Source organism: bacterium, assembly GCA_021371935.1.
Classification (GTDB): Bacteria; Armatimonadota; UBA5829; order UBA5829; family UBA5829; genus UBA5829.
Window position 1 is genome coordinate 1 of sequence record JAJFVF010000005.1, and the last position, 19919, is coordinate 19919.

At 51.4% G+C, this 19919-nt stretch carries 11 protein-coding genes; 3 read left to right on the forward strand and 8 right to left on the reverse strand.

Features of this window, described 5'->3' with window-relative positions; translation table 11 throughout:
• Positions 1-280: 280 nt before the first annotated feature.
• From LLG46_04005 to LLG46_04020, 4 genes are read right to left on the reverse strand one after another with little or no spacing between them, the layout of a single operon-like run.
• Positions 281-1600 (reverse strand): glucose-6-phosphate isomerase, encoded by a 1320-nt coding sequence (locus LLG46_04005; protein ID MCE5322463.1) that lies wholly within the window; start codon positions 1598-1600, stop codon positions 281-283.
• A gap of 1 nt (position 1601) precedes the next feature.
• Positions 1602-2171 carry an aminoacyl-tRNA hydrolase gene (gene pth, locus LLG46_04010; protein MCE5322464.1) on the reverse strand — a complete coding sequence of 190 codons (570 nt, stop codon included), beginning with the start codon at positions 2169-2171 and terminating at the stop codon, positions 1602-1604.
• Positions 2168-3130, reverse strand: a complete 963-nt coding sequence (locus tag LLG46_04015; protein ID MCE5322465.1) for a ribose-phosphate pyrophosphokinase — start codon at positions 3128-3130, stop codon at positions 2168-2170. Before LLG46_04015 ends, pth begins: the two co-directional genes overlap by 4 nt.
• Positions 3127-4077 carry an NTP transferase domain-containing protein gene (locus LLG46_04020; GenBank protein ID MCE5322466.1) on the reverse strand — a complete coding sequence of 317 codons (951 nt, stop codon included), beginning with the start codon at positions 4075-4077 and terminating at the stop codon, positions 3127-3129. Before LLG46_04020 ends, LLG46_04015 begins: the two co-directional genes overlap by 4 nt.
• 193 nt (positions 4078-4270) lie before the next feature.
• Here LLG46_04020 and LLG46_04025 point away from each other — a divergent pair, with 193 nt between their 5' ends.
• From LLG46_04025 to nifS, 3 genes are all read left to right on the forward strand, one after another.
• Positions 4271-5305, forward strand: a complete 1035-nt coding sequence (locus LLG46_04025; protein ID MCE5322467.1) for a hypothetical protein — start codon at positions 4271-4273, stop codon at positions 5303-5305.
• A 216-nt stretch (positions 5306-5521) separates the two neighbouring features.
• A complete protein-coding gene (gene serS / locus LLG46_04030) occupies positions 5522-6799 on the forward strand; it encodes a serine--tRNA ligase (GenBank protein MCE5322468.1) in 1278 nt (425 codons plus the stop codon).
• Positions 6800-6975: 176 nt separating this feature from the next.
• Entirely contained in the window at positions 6976-8151 is a 1176-nt protein-coding gene (gene nifS, locus LLG46_04035) for a cysteine desulfurase NifS (GenBank protein MCE5322469.1), read from the forward strand.
• 166 nt (positions 8152-8317) lie between these two features.
• Here nifS and LLG46_04040 read toward each other — a convergent pair whose 3' ends face one another.
• The 4 genes from LLG46_04040 to LLG46_04055 form a co-directional block, all read right to left on the reverse strand.
• Positions 8318-12889 (reverse strand): PQQ-binding-like beta-propeller repeat protein, encoded by a 4572-nt coding sequence (locus LLG46_04040; GenBank protein MCE5322470.1) that lies wholly within the window; start codon positions 12887-12889, stop codon positions 8318-8320.
• Between the two features lie 53 nt (positions 12890-12942).
• Positions 12943-15753 (reverse strand): hypothetical protein, encoded by a 2811-nt coding sequence (locus LLG46_04045; protein MCE5322471.1) that lies wholly within the window; start codon positions 15751-15753, stop codon positions 12943-12945.
• Between the two features lie 322 nt (positions 15754-16075).
• Positions 16076-17911: a prepilin-type N-terminal cleavage/methylation domain-containing protein gene (locus LLG46_04050; GenBank protein MCE5322472.1), complete on the reverse strand. Its 1836-nt coding sequence runs from the start codon at positions 17909-17911 to the stop codon at positions 16076-16078.
• Positions 17912-17918: 7 nt separating this feature from the next.
• Entirely contained in the window at positions 17919-19829 is a 1911-nt protein-coding gene (locus LLG46_04055) for a hypothetical protein (GenBank protein MCE5322473.1), read from the reverse strand.
• Positions 19830-19919: the final 90 nt, after the last annotated feature.

Genomic DNA, 19919 nt, shown 5'->3' on the forward strand with positions numbered 1-19919 from the left:
TTGTAAAATGAGTGCCATTGGGGCGTGCATGAGAAAATTGCTGGCAATCGCATATGGAGTACTAAAAACCGGCACCTCGTTTGAAGTGCCAGCGTAAAAAATTGACAGGCAAGACGGTATCTCGCATCCGCTCGGAATGACCGGAATCAATACGCCATCTCGTGAAGCACACAAAAATAATCAATACAAAATATCAATTACTAAATCAGTTGCCCCCTCACCCTAGCCCTCTCCCCCAGGAGAGGGAAAACCATAATGCAAATCGTCCACCGTGATTTACTTAAAAGTGAATATACTCCGGCGCAGACTTTCCTGACTCAGCAGATTCAAAACCGGGCTTGCCCAGCAGCTTGAACATCTCCTTCTTATACGCCTCGACTCCCGGCTGGTTGAACGGATTTACACCCAACATCAGTCCGCTCACCGCGCATGCGATCTCAAAGAAGTATATGAGCGCGCCCAGGCTCTCTGCATCCAGCCTCTCAAGATGGATCGTCATATTCGGAACACCGCCGTCTCTATGTGCTTTGGCCGTCGCCTCATATGCCTTTGCGTTGACGAAGCTCAGTTCTTTGCCCATGAGATAGCCCAAGCCGTCCGAATCGTCAGCCTCAGGAACCATCAGCGACGGCTCCGAGCCACCAACAATCAAGAAAGTCTCAGCAATCATCCTGTGACCCTCCTGGATATATTGACCCAGGGAGTGCAGATCAGTGGTGAAGTCGACTGATGCCGGAAATAGCCCCTTATTCTCTTTTCCTTCGCTCTCGCCGTAGAGCTGTTTCCACCACTCGGCCATAAAGTGCAGCCTCGGCTCGAAAGATGCAAGCAGTTCTATGGAAAATTCTTTGTTGTAGAGCACATTTCTGGCTGCCGCATAAAAATATGCCGGATTGCTCATCGGATCGGTGTTGGAACAAAGCTCCGCGCACTTCACTGCCCCAGCGACCAGAGCGTCTACATCGACACCAGCATAGGCAACAGGCAGCAGGCCGACTGCCGACAATACCGAATACCGTCCGCCGATGTTGTCCGGCACGACAAATGTCTCGTAGCCCTCGGTTTTGGCTAGCTGCAGCAGTGCGCCTTTCTTTGCATCAGTAGTGGCGACTATGTGCTTTGCCGAAGCTGCCAATTCGCGCATGATCCTGGATGCGATGGCGGGCTCGGTGGTGGTGCCCGACTTTGAGATGACATTGACCGCTACTCTCTTGCCTGCAAGCTGCTTTCTGAGTCTGGTCATATAGTGAGCGGAAATATTCTGACCCGCATAGACTACTTTATCGGGGTCATCGGCCAGAGCCTCGATCACCGCTCTTGCTCCCAGATATGATCCACCTATGCCGATCACCAAAAGCACATCCGTCTCTTTGCGCAGTCGATCTGCAGTTGCTTTCACACGAGACAGCTCGGCAGATGAGAGAATCTGAGCCGGGTTCAACCACCCGGTGAAGTCAGAGCCGGGATGATTGCCTGAGCGAAGCCGACCATCGATCAGCTTTAACTCATCTTTGCGACCGGCGATCATTTCGCTCGTTACGTTTGGTTTGAGATATTCTGCATTTATTGCTATTGGTAGTTTGTTGAATTGGTTCGACATATTACTCCTCTGGACTCTCTATCCGGTTATACTTATTCATGGCTGCCTCAATGCCTTCAGCCAGGATCATATCCAGCGCATCGGCTGCGTGTTCGAGAGTGACATCCATCTCCTGGCGGTCCTTACGGTTGAAACGTGAGAGCACATGGTTTATCGCTTCGCCATGGTGGCCTATTCCAATGCGCATGCGCGCAAATTCCTTGGAATGGATATGCGCAATGATCGACTTCATGCCGTTGTGTCCACCGGAGGAACCCTGAAGGCGTATTCTGATCTTGCCCAGCGGCAGGTCCATATCGTCATAGATCACAAATATATCCGAAGGTTCAAGGTGATATTTGCGCATTATCTGGCCGACGCACTGGCCGCTCTCGTTCATAAATGTCTGAGGCTTCACAAGCAGAATCTGCTCGCCGTAATGGTCGAAACTGCCTACCAGACCACGACACTGCCTGCTCAAAATTTTGACCTTACGGCGCTTCGCAAACGTATCGAGCACATCGAAGCCGACATTGTGCCTGGTGTGGGCATACTGCCTGCCGGGATTGCCCAGACCGACGATCACTCTCACGACTGTCCCTTCCACGCTTTATCGAAAATTTCACTGACGCTGCGGTCCGCATGGATTCGCATTATGGCATCGGCCAGCAGATCGGCCATTGAAACAATTACTATCTTGCCGTTTCGCCTGTCATCAGAAAGCGGAATGGTGTCGGTGATAATAACCTTCTTGATGGCAGAAGCAACCAACTTCTCGGGCGCATCGTCCGAAAGAACACCATGCGTGCATGCGGCGTAGACCTCATTCGCGCCGCGTTCGAGAAGGGCATTCGCGCCGCTTACTATTGACCCGCCGGTGTCTATCATATCGTCGAGCATGATTGCCGTCTTGCCCGATACATCACCTATCACTTCCATCACCACAGTCTTGTTAGGCTCAGGCCTGCGCTTCACTATGATCGCAATGGGTGTCCCCAAAGCCTCAGCAAGCGCACGCGCACGTGGAACGCCGCCCACATCCGGCGAGACCACTACCGTATTCTCGTCAACCTTAATATTTTTGCGTATATAGTCCGCTATGATCGGTCCCGCATAGAGATTATCGACGGGCGTATCGAAGAAACCGACTATCTGGCCTGAGTGCAGATCGACAGTAAGCAGCCTGCTCGCACCAGCCGCCGTCAGCAGGTCGGCAACCAGCTTGGCCGTAACGGGTTCGCGCGGCTTGACTTTCCTGTCCTGCCGTGCATAACAGTAATACGGCACCACGACATTTACCCTGCGCGCTGATGCCCGCTTGAAGGCGTCTATCATTATCAGCAGTTCCATCAGGTGTTCGTTCACCGGGGTCGGAAACGACTGGACTATGAACACATCGTCGCCGCGCACGCTCTCGTTCACCTGGACATGGACCTCGCCATCAGAAAACCGCTGGAGCGACATCTCACCGACATGTACCCCAAGCCGCTCGGCAATCTTTTTCGAGAGTTCGGGATTTCCAGCTCCTGAAAAGAGCATCAGTTCGTTCATTTTAGCTGCCTTTCCTGAGTTTTGAGACCGCTGATTGTGACATCGGTGAGCCGGGCGAACGGACCTACTTCGCAGTTGCTGCCTATGCGACTGCCACGCTCGATTATAGTGCAGGGATGGACTATCGTGTCGCCGCCGATCTCGACATCGCAGTCGATATATGTGGTCGCAGGGTCGACTATGGTCACGCCCGAAAGCATCAGTTTGTCCAGTATACGTTTACGCATAGTCGCGGCAGCTTCGGCAAGCTCGATCCGGTTATTGATTCCCAAAGTGTCCTTTACATTATCCGCAATAACCGCTCCCACCCGCTGGCCGGACTTATTCAAAAGCTCGATCACGTCAGTTAGATAATACTCTGCCTGGGCATTGTCCGGCTTAATCATCGTCAGCTTCTCGGCAAGCTGTGGGACCTTGAAGCAGTAGATCGCTACATTGAACTCACCTATGGAAAGTGTCGCCTCGTCGGCATCCTTGGCTTCGACAATCTTCACTACCGCGCCGCTATCATCCCGCACAATCCGGCCATAGTGACCCGCGTCGTTGAGCATGCCGGTGAGCAGTGTGGCTGCGTTGTCGGCTGACGAGTGAGTGTCTATAAGTCGGCAAATCGCCTCGGATGTAATCAGAGGCGTATCGCCTGGGAGCACGACCACATCGGTTATGTCGCTTGCAATACTGGGCATCGCCTGCATGGCCGCATGCCCCGTACCGAGCTGCTCGGTCTGGTAAGCATATGTAATATCCTCACCCAACGCCTGCCTGACCCTTTCGGCCTCGTGGCCGACCACTACTATCACCTGCTCGATCTCGGCGCCAAGGCATGCATCGACGACGTGGCGGGTCATAGACTTGCCGCATATCATATGCGCCCCCTTGGGAAGCGCTGATTTCATTCTTGTGCTCTTGCCGGCTGCCATCACAACCGCCGCGAATTTGCGTTTCACTGTGACATCCTCCGAGCACTATTATAGCAGAATTGAAGTAAATGAGGGGAGCCAACAGCTAAACTCGGCGTGTTGACGACCGTATACATCAGTAGTATATTGAAAAAAACGGCAATCGGGGTAACTACACGTGATTACGGGCTTTTGGGAATTTTTTGCGCCAAGCAGGCACAGCGACGGGCATGTGTGGGATTTGGACACATGGAAGCGGCATCTGGACGATATGGCGTCGCATGGCATCAATGTGCTAAATATCTACTTGCATGGATATGCCACCGGATACATGTCTTCAATATCGTTTCTGGATTCAACCAGCTCAGCTAACAGAGACTCGTGCAACAGGCTGCTCAACGAGATAATAGACCATGCGCACCGCCGAAATATTAAGGTCTTTGCAGCAAATCACACATATATCTATGCGCGTAAGTGCGTAGACAAACTGGATGCCTGCTATATAGACGATTTGGGCGTAGATATGATTTACTGGCCCTACGATAAGCTGGTGACCCTGTCCGCCGACAGCGGTTATACACAGGAGCTTATCCTAAAAATGTTTGAGGAGCAGTATAACTTCTTCCCCGAACTCGACGGCTTTATCTATGAGGGAGAACGCAAATACTTCCCCGGTCCAGGCTCAAAACGCAGCTATGACAGGTGGGCGGCCTCTCACGGACGCAGGCCCTATACACAGGTCGGACCGGAGCAGTTCTTTCACTGGGCTAACGAAAAGAATATAAACCAGGACTGGATCGATTATGTCAGTTTTCGCGAAGGCTCGCTGGTTCGTAACGTCTGGGAAACGCTGAAACAGCAGGGCTTCTCCGGCGAGATATTTTACTGCTATGGAACGATTGATCACTCAGTCGACCATCCGGTGAACGCGGATATTTTCATAGACACTTCGGGCGGCTGCTGCGGCTTTTGTCCGTATAACTACAGTTTCCCGACATCCTCCGATATCTATGACAATATCAAACTCATATCGGACAATCGCAGAGTTCCGGTAATGTATGTAGTAGACGCCCAGGTGGGCTGGCATGCGGCGCGAGACGAGAAATCGCCCGATTATATGAATGATGCATGGGCGCAGTATATTGAAGAGGCCAAGCAGCTTCAGCCGGACTACTTTATCTTCTTCGGATACCAGTGGAACTCGTTGCGAAACGGAGTTGCGCCGGCAGATAATCGAAAGAAGATATATAACCTGATCGGCAGCATGATCCGATAAAATTTAGCGACCGGCAGAGCCAGAAAATCTGGATTCGAGAAAAAGGCTCGGCGGGAGCCTCGCCCTCCCTGCATGCTCATTAACGGTGCAAGTCCCCGATGAATCGGACATCGGCAAAAATACTCGAATGAATGAACTCTATCCCTTTGAGGTTGCCTGTTCGCGGCGAGTGCACTACAATATAGTAGATGCAAGACCCAGGGGGTATAGACTATCATGCTTGATGCGAAATTTGTAAGGACAGAGCCGGATAAGGTGAGACAGGCTCTGATCAACAGAAACGACGACCCGGCAAAGCTTGACGAGTTTGTTAAGCTCGACGAGCAGTGGCGCCAGGATATCTATGAAGTCGAACAGCTCAAGGCTGAGCGTAATTCCGTCTCCGAACACATCGCAAAGATGAAAAAAAACAAGGAAGACGCGACCTCGGAGATCGAACGCATGCGTGAGGTGTCCGGTCGTATCAAGCAGATGGATTCTGATATAGCCGAAGTTGAGACAAAGATCAATGATATCCTGCTAACTATCCCCAATATGCCGCAGGACAGCGTGCCTGTTGGAAAGGATGAGTCGGACAACCCGACCATCCGCACATGGGGTGAGCCAAAAAAGTTCGACTTTGAGCCCAAAGCTCATTGGGACATCGCGACGAATCTGGACATCATAGACTTCGACCGCGGCAGCAAAATAGCGGGCAGTGGATTCATACTCTATAAGGGACTCGGGGCACGGCTTGAAAGATCGCTGCTGAACTGGATGCTTGACGTGCACACCTCCAAGCATGGATATAAAGAGGTCTTCCCGCCGTTTCTGATCAACCGAAAGGCAATGACAGGAACAGGCCAGCTCCCGAAGTTTGAAGAGGATATGTATCACACCGATAAGGAAGACGACCTCTTCCTGGACCCGACTGCCGAAGTCCCGGTGACAAACATATTCTCGGATGAGATACTGGATGCAGACCAGCTTCCGATATATTTGACAGCCTACACCGCATGCTTCAGGCGCGAGGCAGGCTCGGCTGGCAAGGATACGCGCGGTCTGCTGCGAGTGCATCAGTTCGACAAGGTCGAAATGGTGAAATTCGTGCGGCCTGAGACTTCATATGATGAGCACGAAAAATTAACCGCAAATGCTGAGTTTATTTTGCAGCAGTTGGGTATACCATATCGGATAGTATTGCTGTGCACGGGCGACTTGGGCTTCTCGGCTGCCAAGTGTTATGACCTTGAGATACACGCGCCGGGTGTGGATAAGTGGCTGGAAGTTTCGAGCTGCTCGAACTTCGAGGACTTTCAGGCGCGCCGCGCAAACATCAGGTATCGACCCGAACCAAAGGCTAAACCGGAGTTTGTCCACACACTTAACGGCTCAGGTGTCGCACTGCCCAGACTGGTCGTATCGCTAATTGAAAACTATCAGCAGCCAGATGGCTCGATTATCGTGCCGGAGGTCCTGCGGCCATATATGAATGCAGACAGAATTAGTATCTAGTATTTCATATTGATTATTGCTGGAAAAGCAGATTCTTTGCTAATCCGAATCGCAGTTTTTTCGGGCGCGATCAGATATCGCGCCCGAACGGTAGCAAACCGAAGCTGACTGCACGCCGACAGAAAAATATAAAATACCAAATCTCAAATACTAAATTGGAGTATGTTATGGGTGATTTGATTTATCTCGATCATGCAGCCACGACCCCGGTCGACCCGGAGGTCCTTGATACTATGCTGCCGTTTCTGAAAGACAAATATGGCAGCGCTTCCACTCTCTACTCGATTGGGCGTGAAGCCCGCGATGCGGTCGAGACCGCTCGTGAACGGGTCGCCGAGCTGATTAACGCTCAGCCCGAAGAAATTTACTTCACATCAGGCGGCAGTGAGTCCGATAACTGGGCAATCTTCGGTGTGGCTTCGGCCAAAGCCAAAAAGGGCAATCACATCATCACCAGCAAGATCGAACATCATGCAGTGCTGGAGTCATGCCATACCTTGGAAAAGCATGGCTGCACGGTTACATATCTGGATGTGGACGAGAATGGTTTTGTGAGTGTTGATGATCTCAAATCAGCAATCACTGACAAGACGATCCTCGTGACTATAATGCACGCCAATAACGAAATAGGCACTATAGAGCCTGTGGAAGAGATAGGTAAGATTTGCAGAGAAAAAGGTATTCACTTCCATTCGGATACCGTGCAGACGGTAGGGCATATACCCGTGGATGTGCAGGCTATCGGATGCGACTCACTCGCAATCTCAGCGCATAAGCTCTATGGTCCAAAGGGCATCGGCGCAATGTATATTCGCAAAGGCTCCCGCGTGGACAGGTTCATGCAAGGCGGCGGCCAGGAAAATAATCGACGAGCCGGAACTCACAACGTGCCTGGGATAGTTGGTCTGGGCAAAGCGTGTGAGCTTGCCAAGGTTAGAATGGCTGAGGAAGGCGAATATACGACCAGGCTGCGTGATGCATTGATCCACGGCGTGGAATCGAAGATAAAAGATATCAGGCTCAATGGAGACCGCATCAAACGAGTGCCGAACAATGTGAACTTCTCGTTTACCGGGGTCGAAGGCGAATCAATGATCCTACTGCTTGATATGCAGGGTATATGTGTCTCATCAGGCTCGGCATGCACGTCAGGCTCTCTCGATCCCTCTCATGTCTTGATGGCTCTGGGGCTGAAACATGAACAGGCTCATGGCTCATTACGAATGACTCTGGGCAATGACAACACAATGGAGCAGATAGACAAGGTAGTGAATGTGCTGCCGGGGGTAATCGACCGCCTCAGGCAGATGTCGCCTATATACGCCGTCGGAGAAAAGTGCGATCAGGAATAGTCCGCATAGGGTTTGCATAAAGGCAACCGGATCATATGACAATCCGGCTGCTTTCTAGCCCGAATTATGCGCTTAGTGAATAATGCGGGTGAAGCATTTGCGATGGTATTTGAGAAGCCTATCAAATTCTAATTGGCAAATGCTTCACCCCTACATTTATGGAGCACTAGAACTGACGATATGCGCAGGAAGGCTGCTGCATTATCTGGCCGTTGTCTATCGTCTGCTTCCATGTGCCGGTGCTGGCAGAGAATTCGATCTTCGGAGAACACCACTCGACCTTGCCGGATGTCGTTGTGGTCGGATTGTATTCAAATACCTCTCCGCTGAAGCGGCTGACGCCGTCAGTGCTCTCTCCCGAATACGAGTTGGTAATGAGCCAGTTGCCGCTTGGAAGGACATGTATGCAGGATGCTCTCAATGGAACGGACAGCGCTTGAACACCAGCTGTTTCATCATCACGATCTAGATTGCTCCTATAACTATCGTCAGTCAGAATTGCAGCCACTTTCGGCAGGATCGATGGATCCGAAGGAACTATGGCATCATAGACGCCATAATTATCGCAAACATACAGATACCTATTGCCGGAAGAAGCATCATCTCTGACATAGAAATACCTTGGGCTCGCAAGGGGCGCCGAAGACAGACCACCTACATTTGAAAAGTCCATTTTGTCGCATCCGTAGATTATCTGGCCGGAATCATCTTTCGCATAATCCCAACTATTTCCGTTAGCTACACGATAACGTATCCCCACTACCGCGCCGCCCAAGCCCTGGGTTGTGGCCGTGGAGCCGGTTCCCGTTCGGTAATTGGAAATCGCCGCCCATATATCAGTCGTGGTGCTGCCGCCAGATGTGCCCGATATAAGCTGAAGGCAATCGAACACATAGTTCTGATTCGTCGTATCGGTTGTGGTGACCCAGTTCAAACGAGGCAGGCAGAAACCACTGGCAGGATCGATGTCAGAATCATTTGATTCAAGAACATATTCGTTGCTGGCATATCTGAACTTATATACCAAGTCTACGATCCGGTGATTGCCCGAATCGGCGACCAGACAGTGAATCACTTGATAGGTGTCACCCGAACCATCGGTTTCCGTCTCCTGCCAGAGGATTGCATCAGTGGGACCATTGAGGCTCGTCGGCTGACCAGGACGCAGCAGGCGTTTTGGATCGGAGAAACGGTCATACATCCAACGAATATATACATAGTCATCTGTCACATTTGTTGCCTCGACGCGCATCGAACCGACCTGAGCCGACTTGTCAATACGGCACACCTGGTTGGCGCCCGAATTCGTGAGCAGCAGCTCGCCGGAACTGATATACCGCACACGACTTGGCTTGTTTATCGGACCGGAAGTGGTCGCGGGCTTGGTGTTGAGACTGGGTGGAATATGAGCAGGCCACGTGATCGAATCGGCAGCCCAGCTCAGCTCGCCCGCACCGTCGAGTTCCATTACTCTGTTCGTGTCCGCAACGAGAGTCGTTGTGTTTGAATATGCATACAGACCGTCTGATTTCGGAATCACGAGCACACCGTTGGAACCCGCTATCGAGAAATTCGTTTTGCTCGTGCTGGTTGAAGTTGATGGCTCCTTCCAGATGACCTGGTCGTCATCAATTGGTTTGCCGAGAGTCTCACCAGTCTCGGTATTGATGGCATATATCGTGCCCTTATCATCCATAAAATAGACAACATCTCCAATGACCACAGGCGATGAATGGATCGGTTCGTCTACAGGATAGTACCACAGCAGATTGTTCCAACCGCTCAAGTCCACTGAGTCGCTCATCTTACCAGTTGGTGCCGTGCTCATATAGGCGCCCAAGGGACCCCAGGTGGAAAAGTCGACTGGAATCTCGACATTGTCTACCATCACCCAGACCGGCAGCGACGGTGATAAGGTGTTGGGAGTTACACTTGATGAACTCTTCAGTTTCAGTGTGCTGAAATTATCGATGGTTATGGTCCCTTTGTCATAATCTATCATGGAAGCAGGAACACCAACCTGACCAGACAAAAAGTCTAGAGGACTATCATCCAACAGGTTCGGCTGCCAGATACTGACTACGCGCTTGCCGCCGGTGGTGGAATTGTAAAGGCTCTTTGCTTTTCTTATGGGGTTGCCTTCAGAATCATAACCTGCATTCTCAGTGATCCTTATCACAAAATCAGGATTGGCCTTGAAGCATAGAAGCGCACCGCCGTTGTAATCACTGCTGCTGCCGCTGCCGAAATAGCCCGAGACCGTGACGAATACTTTGTCACCCGAGCAGGCAGGATTGGAGAGCGGCTGCGGGTTTTGCAGTGGAAGCCACCCTGAGCCAGTCTTCTTCATTACCACACCAGGAAGTACCAGACCTGAAATCGGACTCGTGATATTGGATGACTCGGACGTGCTGTAGCCCGATGCGTTCTCCAGTGTTGATCGCGCAACGCCGGCATGCAGGAAATAGTTCCATCTGTTCGTCTGTGCAGAAGCATCAATCTGAAGGCCATAGACCGAACCGCCGGAATTTAGTGACTTAAGCTCCACCGGGTCTCTCTCACCATTAATATAGACCATTGCGTTACGTCCGAGAGCTGTTGTGGCAGTGGCCTCGGTCTTCGGAAGAGAACTGCTGCCGGTGGTGGATACATCAGGTTCGAGAGGAAGCTTGATCTGCTGTGGTGCGCGGACAAATCCTCCGGTGCCGGCGGTGGCATAGTCGAGACTGTAATCGGCGCATATTATCACGTCACCCGGCACTTCACCGCCATTTTGATTTATAGCAGACCCGCTCAGATTGCACAATATTCGGCCGTCTGCTGTGTCTTCAGATGGACTCGATATGGTTGCATTCTTTACCGGATTACCGCTTATCTGAAGATCGCTTGTGCCGTAGTTCTTGATCCATATGTTTGAGATATTTTTGATCTTAACCGACTTTATGTTTATCTGGCAATCGACCTGAGAGCCTACGATTTTTTTAGTCTGAAGAGTGTCATTTTTTATTACCAGCGGCAGACCGAAAACAATGTCGTTCTGACTGGTCACCGTACTCCCGCTGGTCGGCCTATTAGTTGACCAGTAGAGCATACCGGTGAGCGCTCCACTGCCATTTGAACTGGCATAGCCGAAACATAGACCGGACTTGAGAATGCCTCCTGTATATAAAATGCTGCTGGAGGAACTGGGAAACTCACGCAACCATTCACTTTTATATGTGTCACTGCCGCTGCGGTAGTAGTGCATGACCGGATTAAAACCGTATATATGGACACTCTGGGTCGCATCAGTCGATTTGCCGGCAACATATATCCAGCCGTCTACGAAAACAGGCGGAAACGGTTTCTCACACGTCGAACCGGTATCCCAGTCTATTTCGCTGTAAAGAAGTGACTTTCCAGCATTCGTCGGTGATGTATCCAACACGTAGACTGTGCCGTCAGTGGATGCGACCATCACCGCATCTACACTGTCTCCGGGGCTATTGTATTTGCTGGGGTCCTGCATGGTCACCGCTACAGGAGAGGAGAGTGTGCCGCTGCAGGGCTTCTTCCATATGAGGTCACAGCCGGTGTCATTGGGCATATCATCTTCGCCGTCGTCAATATCGCCGTCCCCATCAAGATCCTCTTGCGGCTTCAAATCATATGCGTAAAGAGTGTCCCCCCTGGAATAATAGACTATGTTCTTATATATCACAGGAGCAGACTCTACCTCATCCTCGGAAGAAAAAGGACAAGACCATATCTTGGCAAGCTCGGTGCCGCCGACAGTGTCGATCGAACTGCCGGAGTGACGCGGGCTCTTCCTTGCATTTGTCCATGAAGAAGACAGCGCTATGAGATTATAGGCAAACTTGAGGCTGGGAAGACAGTATGGATAATTCATATAACAGCCCCTGCCGACGTAATCGGCAGTCGCTACAATATAGCCGCCGCCATACGCATTCGAGGCTATAACCGGCGGATTACCTATACCCGTGTTCCTGACCACTGGGAATAAATAATCAAAATCATCAGGGACGCCACTGCTGCTGTCATAACCCGGCCATACACAATATTGGCCTGCATTCGAGCCGAGTATGGATACATCCTGATCGGTGAGCCAGTATGGGATCGTCAAAAGTGGATGATGCCGCACGTCTATGTAGTCGGTGCCCAGCGCAGAGCTAAACTCGAAGTCCGAGATAATGAACCCGGCACTGGCACTGTCGTCAAAAGTCAGAACACTGCTCACGGCGGAATTGTCCACCCACAGCACACCTCCGCCGTCCACAAACCTGCGCAGCTTCTCTCTGTCATCGTCATCCATGATCACCACGCCATGGGCAGGTAAATACAAAATTTGCATCCGAGACAGATCACGAGTAGATGCCAGGTCTACAAACCAGTAATCGACCTCGCTTTTGGTATATTTTCTGGCTGAACCGGACGATGCGGCGGTGGACCCGGCAAATGGATTTTCCAGTGTCCAACCTGCGGGCTTCATGCTCGTCAGGTTGTCGAGCAAATAGAACAGCTCACCAACTCCGTTGCCCAATAAATAACCACTCGTACCGTATCCAGACCCGAGTTCGGTGGCCTGGTTAATCTTATAGCTTGAGAGCCTGACAATTCCACAGTTGATCTGCTTTCGATTGCTTGAATACAGATATGCGCCGGCATCAGCAGGAAGCCCTGATGCAATGACACCGAATATGATTGCAAGAAATGGGATAGTTCGTGTGAAGCTTTTCATAATGTCAATCTCCCTCACTCAGGTCCTCTCCCACAAAGGGAGAGGGAGAGGCGCTACATAACATCGCCGAAATAGATTAGGCTGCCACAGACGGGAAGCCTCGGCGCAATAGGCAGAGTGCGCCCGTAACTATCTCGCCTGATCGGCGAAGTGCTGCTGGTTGTTGTCCATGGTCTCAGGCTCTTATATGGCCAGGCGGCATGATCGTCATAGAGAATCGTCAGTCCCTCGCCAGGGTGAGCCGTGGCAAGACCAGTTGAACCGTATTCATCCGGTATTGTGCCCCACTTGGACATCCATTCGGTCACATCGCTTACCACTGCAGGCATGTTCTCACTGACCGCTCCATCTATGATGACGCGTATATCCAAGGGCTGGCCATAGAATGGAAACGCATCTCTTGCACCCTGCCTGCCTGTTGAAGAGCTGTAATCGGCCTCGGTGTCCGAAGGATTTTGATTGAACCACCTGCCGGGAATCACAAAGAATGAACCATCCTGGGCATAAATCACGGCCTCAATACGGATATCCATCGGCTGAATCGCCAGACCGCCCAACAGGTAGTTTCTATACGTATAACTGGTCTGATCCAGCGCAAGCATTAAACTGTTGACTGCTCCCGGCTTGGTGTATAATTCAGCGTTCAAGCCACCCGAATCCGTGCCCGAAGTTAGGTGGAATGCCTCGCCGAAGTATGAACTGTCTATGCCCCAACCGGACGGATTAAAGTTGGGATCGCCGATGCCCCAGATATGCACGGGTAGAGTGCTTACCGGAGAGTGGGTGGAAGGACCCAGCGACCAGTCATTGTTGAGATAGAGAATGCCCCAATTCGTCAGTGACTGCCTGGCGTTGAGCCAGGCATTGATATACGAAGTGCCGAACTGGCCTGAATGGCGCAGCAGCAGCATGTGATCATTCGGGTCGGAACCTTTGTCGGACTCGTATGGAGCAAACCCGAATGACATTCTCAAGCGGCTGCTCATATTACTAGACACAACAACGCTGTCATCATCATCTATGTTATCACCAACACCACCTATGGGCGACATGAACTGAGTCGTGTTGACACAGACATTCTGGCGCGCAAGCAAAGCAATTCCGCAGGACTCGGTGTCAGTGCCTGTGCCGCGCCAAGGGTTGTCAGATGAGATTGTGGTGCTTGGATTTCGATACTTGAGGATGTTGCCCTCGATATATATATTCGAGTTGGAAACCACAGTGAGCTGCGTATCTGCGGGAAGCATACCCCTTATGCGGATGTTGCCCTCGGCATAGATCACGCCATTGCCGTCTATAGTCCGCTCATATGAACTGTCGCCGCCCTCGCTCTTCCAATGCAACGTGCGGCCGTCGGCGGCATCAGGATAGGGCACGGTGACGGTTTTGCCCCAGTCCGGCCTGGCCTTGCCATCCGGGTCATGCCAGACGCTGCCGTCCGTACGGGTTATGGTCATATCAGCCTGGCGGTCGCCGTCGGTATCGTTCGGGTTCAGAACTATGACCACACCCGGCGGAATATAGAACGGACCCTTCCAGTATTTGGACATCTTGTTGCCCGGCTGCAGCCAGTCCGACCTGAGAGTGTAGCCGCCGAAGAGCGTGGCGCTATCACTTTGGACATCATTGGAATTGTCGATATATATGCCGCGCCCCCAACCGTACTCGCCCAGGTTGACCCATGAACCATTTACGTATTTTCTGGCGCCTGAGTTAAGCGTGAGCAGACGATAGCGGGTCGTGGTGCCTGTGGTGTCGGAATTGTCCTCAAACGGTAGAGGCGGATCGAGATATTTGATACGTCTGGCAGGCTCAGTCGATGAACTGCTGCCGTCACGCCAGAAGCCGTCGATTGTCCAGTCCGTGGAAGAAGTATCCGAACTGGGTCGACCGGAATACTGTGTTACGGTTGATTCGTTCGGCTCTATAACATCTACGATCACACCGACCGAGCCGTCATCGTCTTTGTATTGTTTGATCTCTCCGGAGACTTCTACCCAGTCGAGAGGTATGGTGCCGCTGGTCGAGCTTGTGGTACCTGAAGCCACAGACCGCAGAAAAATTTCGACACCCGAATCGCTGCCGGATTTACCGCAAAACATCAGGTTCCCATTTACCCTGATCGGGCCTCCACGCGAACCATAATTGGAATCGGGCGATCTGCCAAAGATAGAATGATAACCCGGACAACCGAGAGTAAAATTGGTGGAACGGTGGTCCTTGTTGGTGATAAACCTGAGATAATCGGTGACGCCTATCGGCTTATATGCCGTGATCTCACGGCGCATGCCGGTGTTGGCCTCGTTTGCCCAGGTCGTCGGGTCGTCCTCATCAAAGACGCCCCACCTGCCTATGGACTCGATCTTTATATACTTCGACAGCGGATCTCTGGGTGTCGGATTATATGACACACGCAGCAGAAACCGCCCGCCGCCAGACCTGAATGTCGTGTAGCCGCCGGTCGGACCCGCGCAGCCATTGCCGTATTCTGTCGGCCACCACGCCCTGGTCCATTTGAAATCGGGATACTGCTTCTGTATCGCCAGTTCATCTGCTGGAACGCTCACAGGCAGAACATCGGGGTATGTCGGCACGTTGGTGACACCGTTGTTGTCAGGCTTGGGACGCCAGTCCGCACCATCCTCGCTCGACGTGAGCATCTTGTCGGCATAGCGAACACCAGCCTCTGCTAACTGAGCAACGGCGTCCACGTTTGAGAAACGCTCGGACCTAAACAGGTTCCGCGCGACCAATGCGATGAAGACAGCCGATATCACCGCGAGTATGAACATCACCATTATCGCGATGACCAGTGTCTGACCTCGCCTGCCGGATGTTATTCGATTGTTTGTGTGATTGAACATAGAACACAACACTAATCTGCTTTTTACGGCGCCAGGTTCAAAGCAGATTCCTCACATTCGTTCGGAATGACAAACTTGAAACGTCTGCAGTTCTGTTTCGGTCGCGATCAGATATCGCAACCGAACATAGAGCAAAATATTAAATACGAAATACCAAATACTAAATCAGGCAGCGCCCTCACCCTAGCCCTCCCCCAGGAGAGGGAACCATGACATATCAGATTGGTTCAAAGCGGATCCCTCACATTCGTTCGGAATGACTTGAGCGATTAGCCCGCAAATTTCCAATCCAAATAATCAATATAAAATTCTAAATATAAAATTATCTGAGCGCATTGCGCACCTTGATAGTGTTGGTTAGATCGACTGAATGAGGCTTGGCGGACTCGGGATCATACATCTTCATCTGTAAGTGAACAACAACCGCAGCCCTTGTTCGATAGTTGCCGCGCACAACATCGCCGTCCCGGTTGAACCGGACTTTGTAATTTACGTATATTTTGCCGCGATCCTCCGGCAGAGCCTGCTCATAAACTGAACTGAAATATATACGGCCATTGTCATAATCGACCTTATACTGATTGTAACCCGGCTCACCCAGAGCAAAAGGCACGCGCTGATATGTGACATAGCTGCTGCTGGAGTTGGGAGTCATATCTGGTCCGGTTACCCGCTCGCTGCCGGGCACAATCGTGGCGTATTCCAGATAATTGTCACTGCCGGATTTGAAAGTGCTCAGCAGCGCACCCCGGCGGGCTGTGCCCCTGTCTTGTCTATATGCTTCTGTATAGTCGTAATTGATGGCGGCAGGATCGAGATCACTTATTGATCCATAGTCATCAGGCGTCGGCGGCGTTATAGCAAAATTGACCCTGCCGCGTGTCGTGTCTATGGTAAACGCCATTTCGCAGCCGGAGCCGATGGTGCCGGGAAGGACCTTGCCGTTGTTCGTCAGGTCTGTATTGTATTGAGTTATATCGAATGTGGTGACCGGTGAAGACCAAGTTTCGGTGGACGCGGTATAGACTCTCTTGTTGATAACTACATGCGTGCTGCCGTCATCCAGATCCATTGCGTATTCGTTGATGACGCTCGGTGAGTTGTTTGAGTCATATGTGTAGCGATATACCGAAATATCATAATCGTCCGGCATCCAATAGCCATATTCAGCTTGATAGATGGCCGGAACGGCGTCAGGATATTCATAGCTCTGATCGGACGAATAGGTACCGGAGAAATCGTCATTGTCCATCTTCTTATAGTTGAACGTGACACATGGGGTCAGAGAATTCCAGTTGCCGTCGCCGTCAGAATCGACGCCCTCGACCAAGTCCTCGTATTTACCGACCCCGACTACACGAGCCTTACGCGCCCATACATGCCAGAAAGGCTCTGCTGAACTGTCGGATTCATCACTGTAGAAAAATCTTGGGTCCTCCAAAATTTCCTTGAGCTTTGCAACAGCAATATCTTTGTCAGTGCCGAAAATGGTCTCGTCTGACGAGTCGAACTCGATCCTGTATAAGACCACCTGGTTACCCGCTCCCGCCTCAACATTCTTGGCCCAGGGAGAGAGCCAGCCGAAATCAGGAGCGTCAGGGTCTGCATACTTGCCGTCATGCGGGTCCGGATTGTTATACATCAGACCAAGAAAATATCTGACAACCTTTGTATCCGGCTGCAGCGGCAACCCAGGACGAATCTCGACGTCTGTTGAATCGCACACCGGACAACTCGGCAGAGCTTCATCACCTCGCTCGAAATCGCGCGGATATTTGGTCGGATCAGTCGCATCAACAGGATGATCAGGATTGTTGCAGTGGGCTATCATTTTTGGAAGCACAAAATCTATCTTTGCATTCGGCACATCCAAAAATTCTACGGTGATGCCATCAGACTGAAGCACAGGAATCTGTAGAGGCTGGGCATTTTCGTACTCGACGATATCCATTGCCTCGCCGAGGTCGCGGCTGATCTGCTCCATGGCAAAACGCGCCGCATCCTGCGACTCTACCATTGCCTGGGCGCTGCGCGTCATCTTGAATGACTGCGTGACCGGATACAGCACCAGACCCATCAAAACCATGGATATGGCGAGCACCACGAGCAGCTCTATGAGCGTAAAACCCCGATTATAGCGTTGACCCTTTTTCATCATTGAAGCCCTATTCGCCTCTTACGAGGTTCGTATCCAAGTCCACATGACGCCAGTGTTTGCCGTCACGCCAGATTACTCTGGCTATAAACGATGTGCCGATCACGGATACACGTGTGATTGTGTAATTGGTTGCTGGCACTTTTATGTCCACATAATAACAACCGTTCTGATCCGATACGTCCGAAGCGGTATCGGAAATCTGGCAAGCTCTGCCGACAACACGATGTTCTACATTGTCGGACGTGGTGACATACGTATAGTCCACAGAGACAGTCTTTCCGGCATCACACGGAGCAAAGAGCAGGCGGTTGCTATCCACAAGACAATATTTGTCGTACTCTACACTCGACGGCTCATAGACCCGCGAATAGTTGGCGTAGGCCTTATTGCACTGGACGGACCAGTCACCGTCTGCCCTATACAAAAACCTGAGATTGCGCCCGCGAAGGTCCACATTCTTGACTATAATGTTGTTGGAATAGTCTATCAGGCAGGCTCTATCGTCACTCGCCGCCGCAGGACCAGGGAGATTGACTACACCCGTCTTGTAATCGACAAAATCACTCGTATAAAGGGGGACCCCGGTGCCTGATCCTGAGCTTTCCGGCACGCCAACCCTCAGACCGGTCTTCAGGTCGACTATGAGCATAGAGTATTTTATAGTCAAATCATCCGAGATGGTTATCTTGCGACCCAGCTGAGGTCTGCCGTTATACTGGCGCATGAGACCCTCGAAAGTAGGCTCGTCGGGGTTGTCGGTTGGGTCGCCGTCCGTTATATCGCTCGGGGCGCCTGCATTGAGAATAAACCTAAGAGCCAGTTTGATCGGAATTCTCTCGGCGTTGTCACTCACATCAGGAATGACTTTGTCTTCACGTATTATGCGAGGGTCGTATATACGATAATCAATGCTCGCCTCAATTGGACGTTTTCCGTAAGCAGTATACTCATACCGGTCCTGCGCATTGGGATTGAATGAAATAATGCCCAGGATGGAATCGGAGAGTTTGTAGGTGTACGGGTCGGATGTCCATGGATCACTCTCTCCCAACAGCGAAAAACCACGCGCGCATGTATCCGAACTCTCCTGGATGCCTACAACGTCATAGCCTGATGGAGGCGTTATGGTCACTGTCTGAAAGCTTACATCATCGCCGCTGATTGTGCCGGAATCAGGGACGCGCTGGTCCAAAACGCTTATCAACGTAGGATCACTATCGGTCGTGCCCGTCGGCACGGCCCAATATGAATAGCTTATGTAATAGAATCTATCTATGCTCGAACTTTCCCTGGGAAACGACACATAGAACTCGGATGAGCCGGATGTATAAACAATCGAATACTGACCGCGCTTGATAGAGGGAAGATATGTAACCGAACCGACAGCGCGCTGCAGGGGACCGCTCTTTATGCTCAGACCGTTCAAACCGTTATCGTCAGTGTAGACGTCTATCGGGCTGAATGCAAGAGTGTATTTGGAACCGAACTCCGTCCCGCTGCCGGTCTGAAAATACCCTGGAGCCGGTATTGAGGTGGTCTCACCAATTACCTGGCGAATATTGAGCACATTCCCTCGCTCCAAAACATCGTCAACAGTCATAAACTCGCCAAAGGGCGGACCAGCCAGCACGCACTTATTACGAATTTCAGCGCTGTATGCGGTGTTGTCGGCAAAGAATGTACCATCTTCCTTGATTGGGATGATGCCGGTGGGTAGGTTCGCAGACATCGCTTTCCAGCGCTCAAGCTCCTGTTGGGCAAGACGTGTGGCAATTGTGCGGCTCTCGGCGGCCTTGACTATGCCAAAGCCGGTCGGGAACATCTGGATCACCGTCATGATCCCGACAAGCAGCACCACCATTACCACCAGCACTTCGACCAGCGATGTGCCCCTCTTGTTTTGCAGGACTTTATTCATTTGTCTCCACCGATGGTACGACTATCGTGCGCCCCCTAATGTTCCGCATAGGGACTAAGCATTCAATAACTATACTCAATATAAATTTGC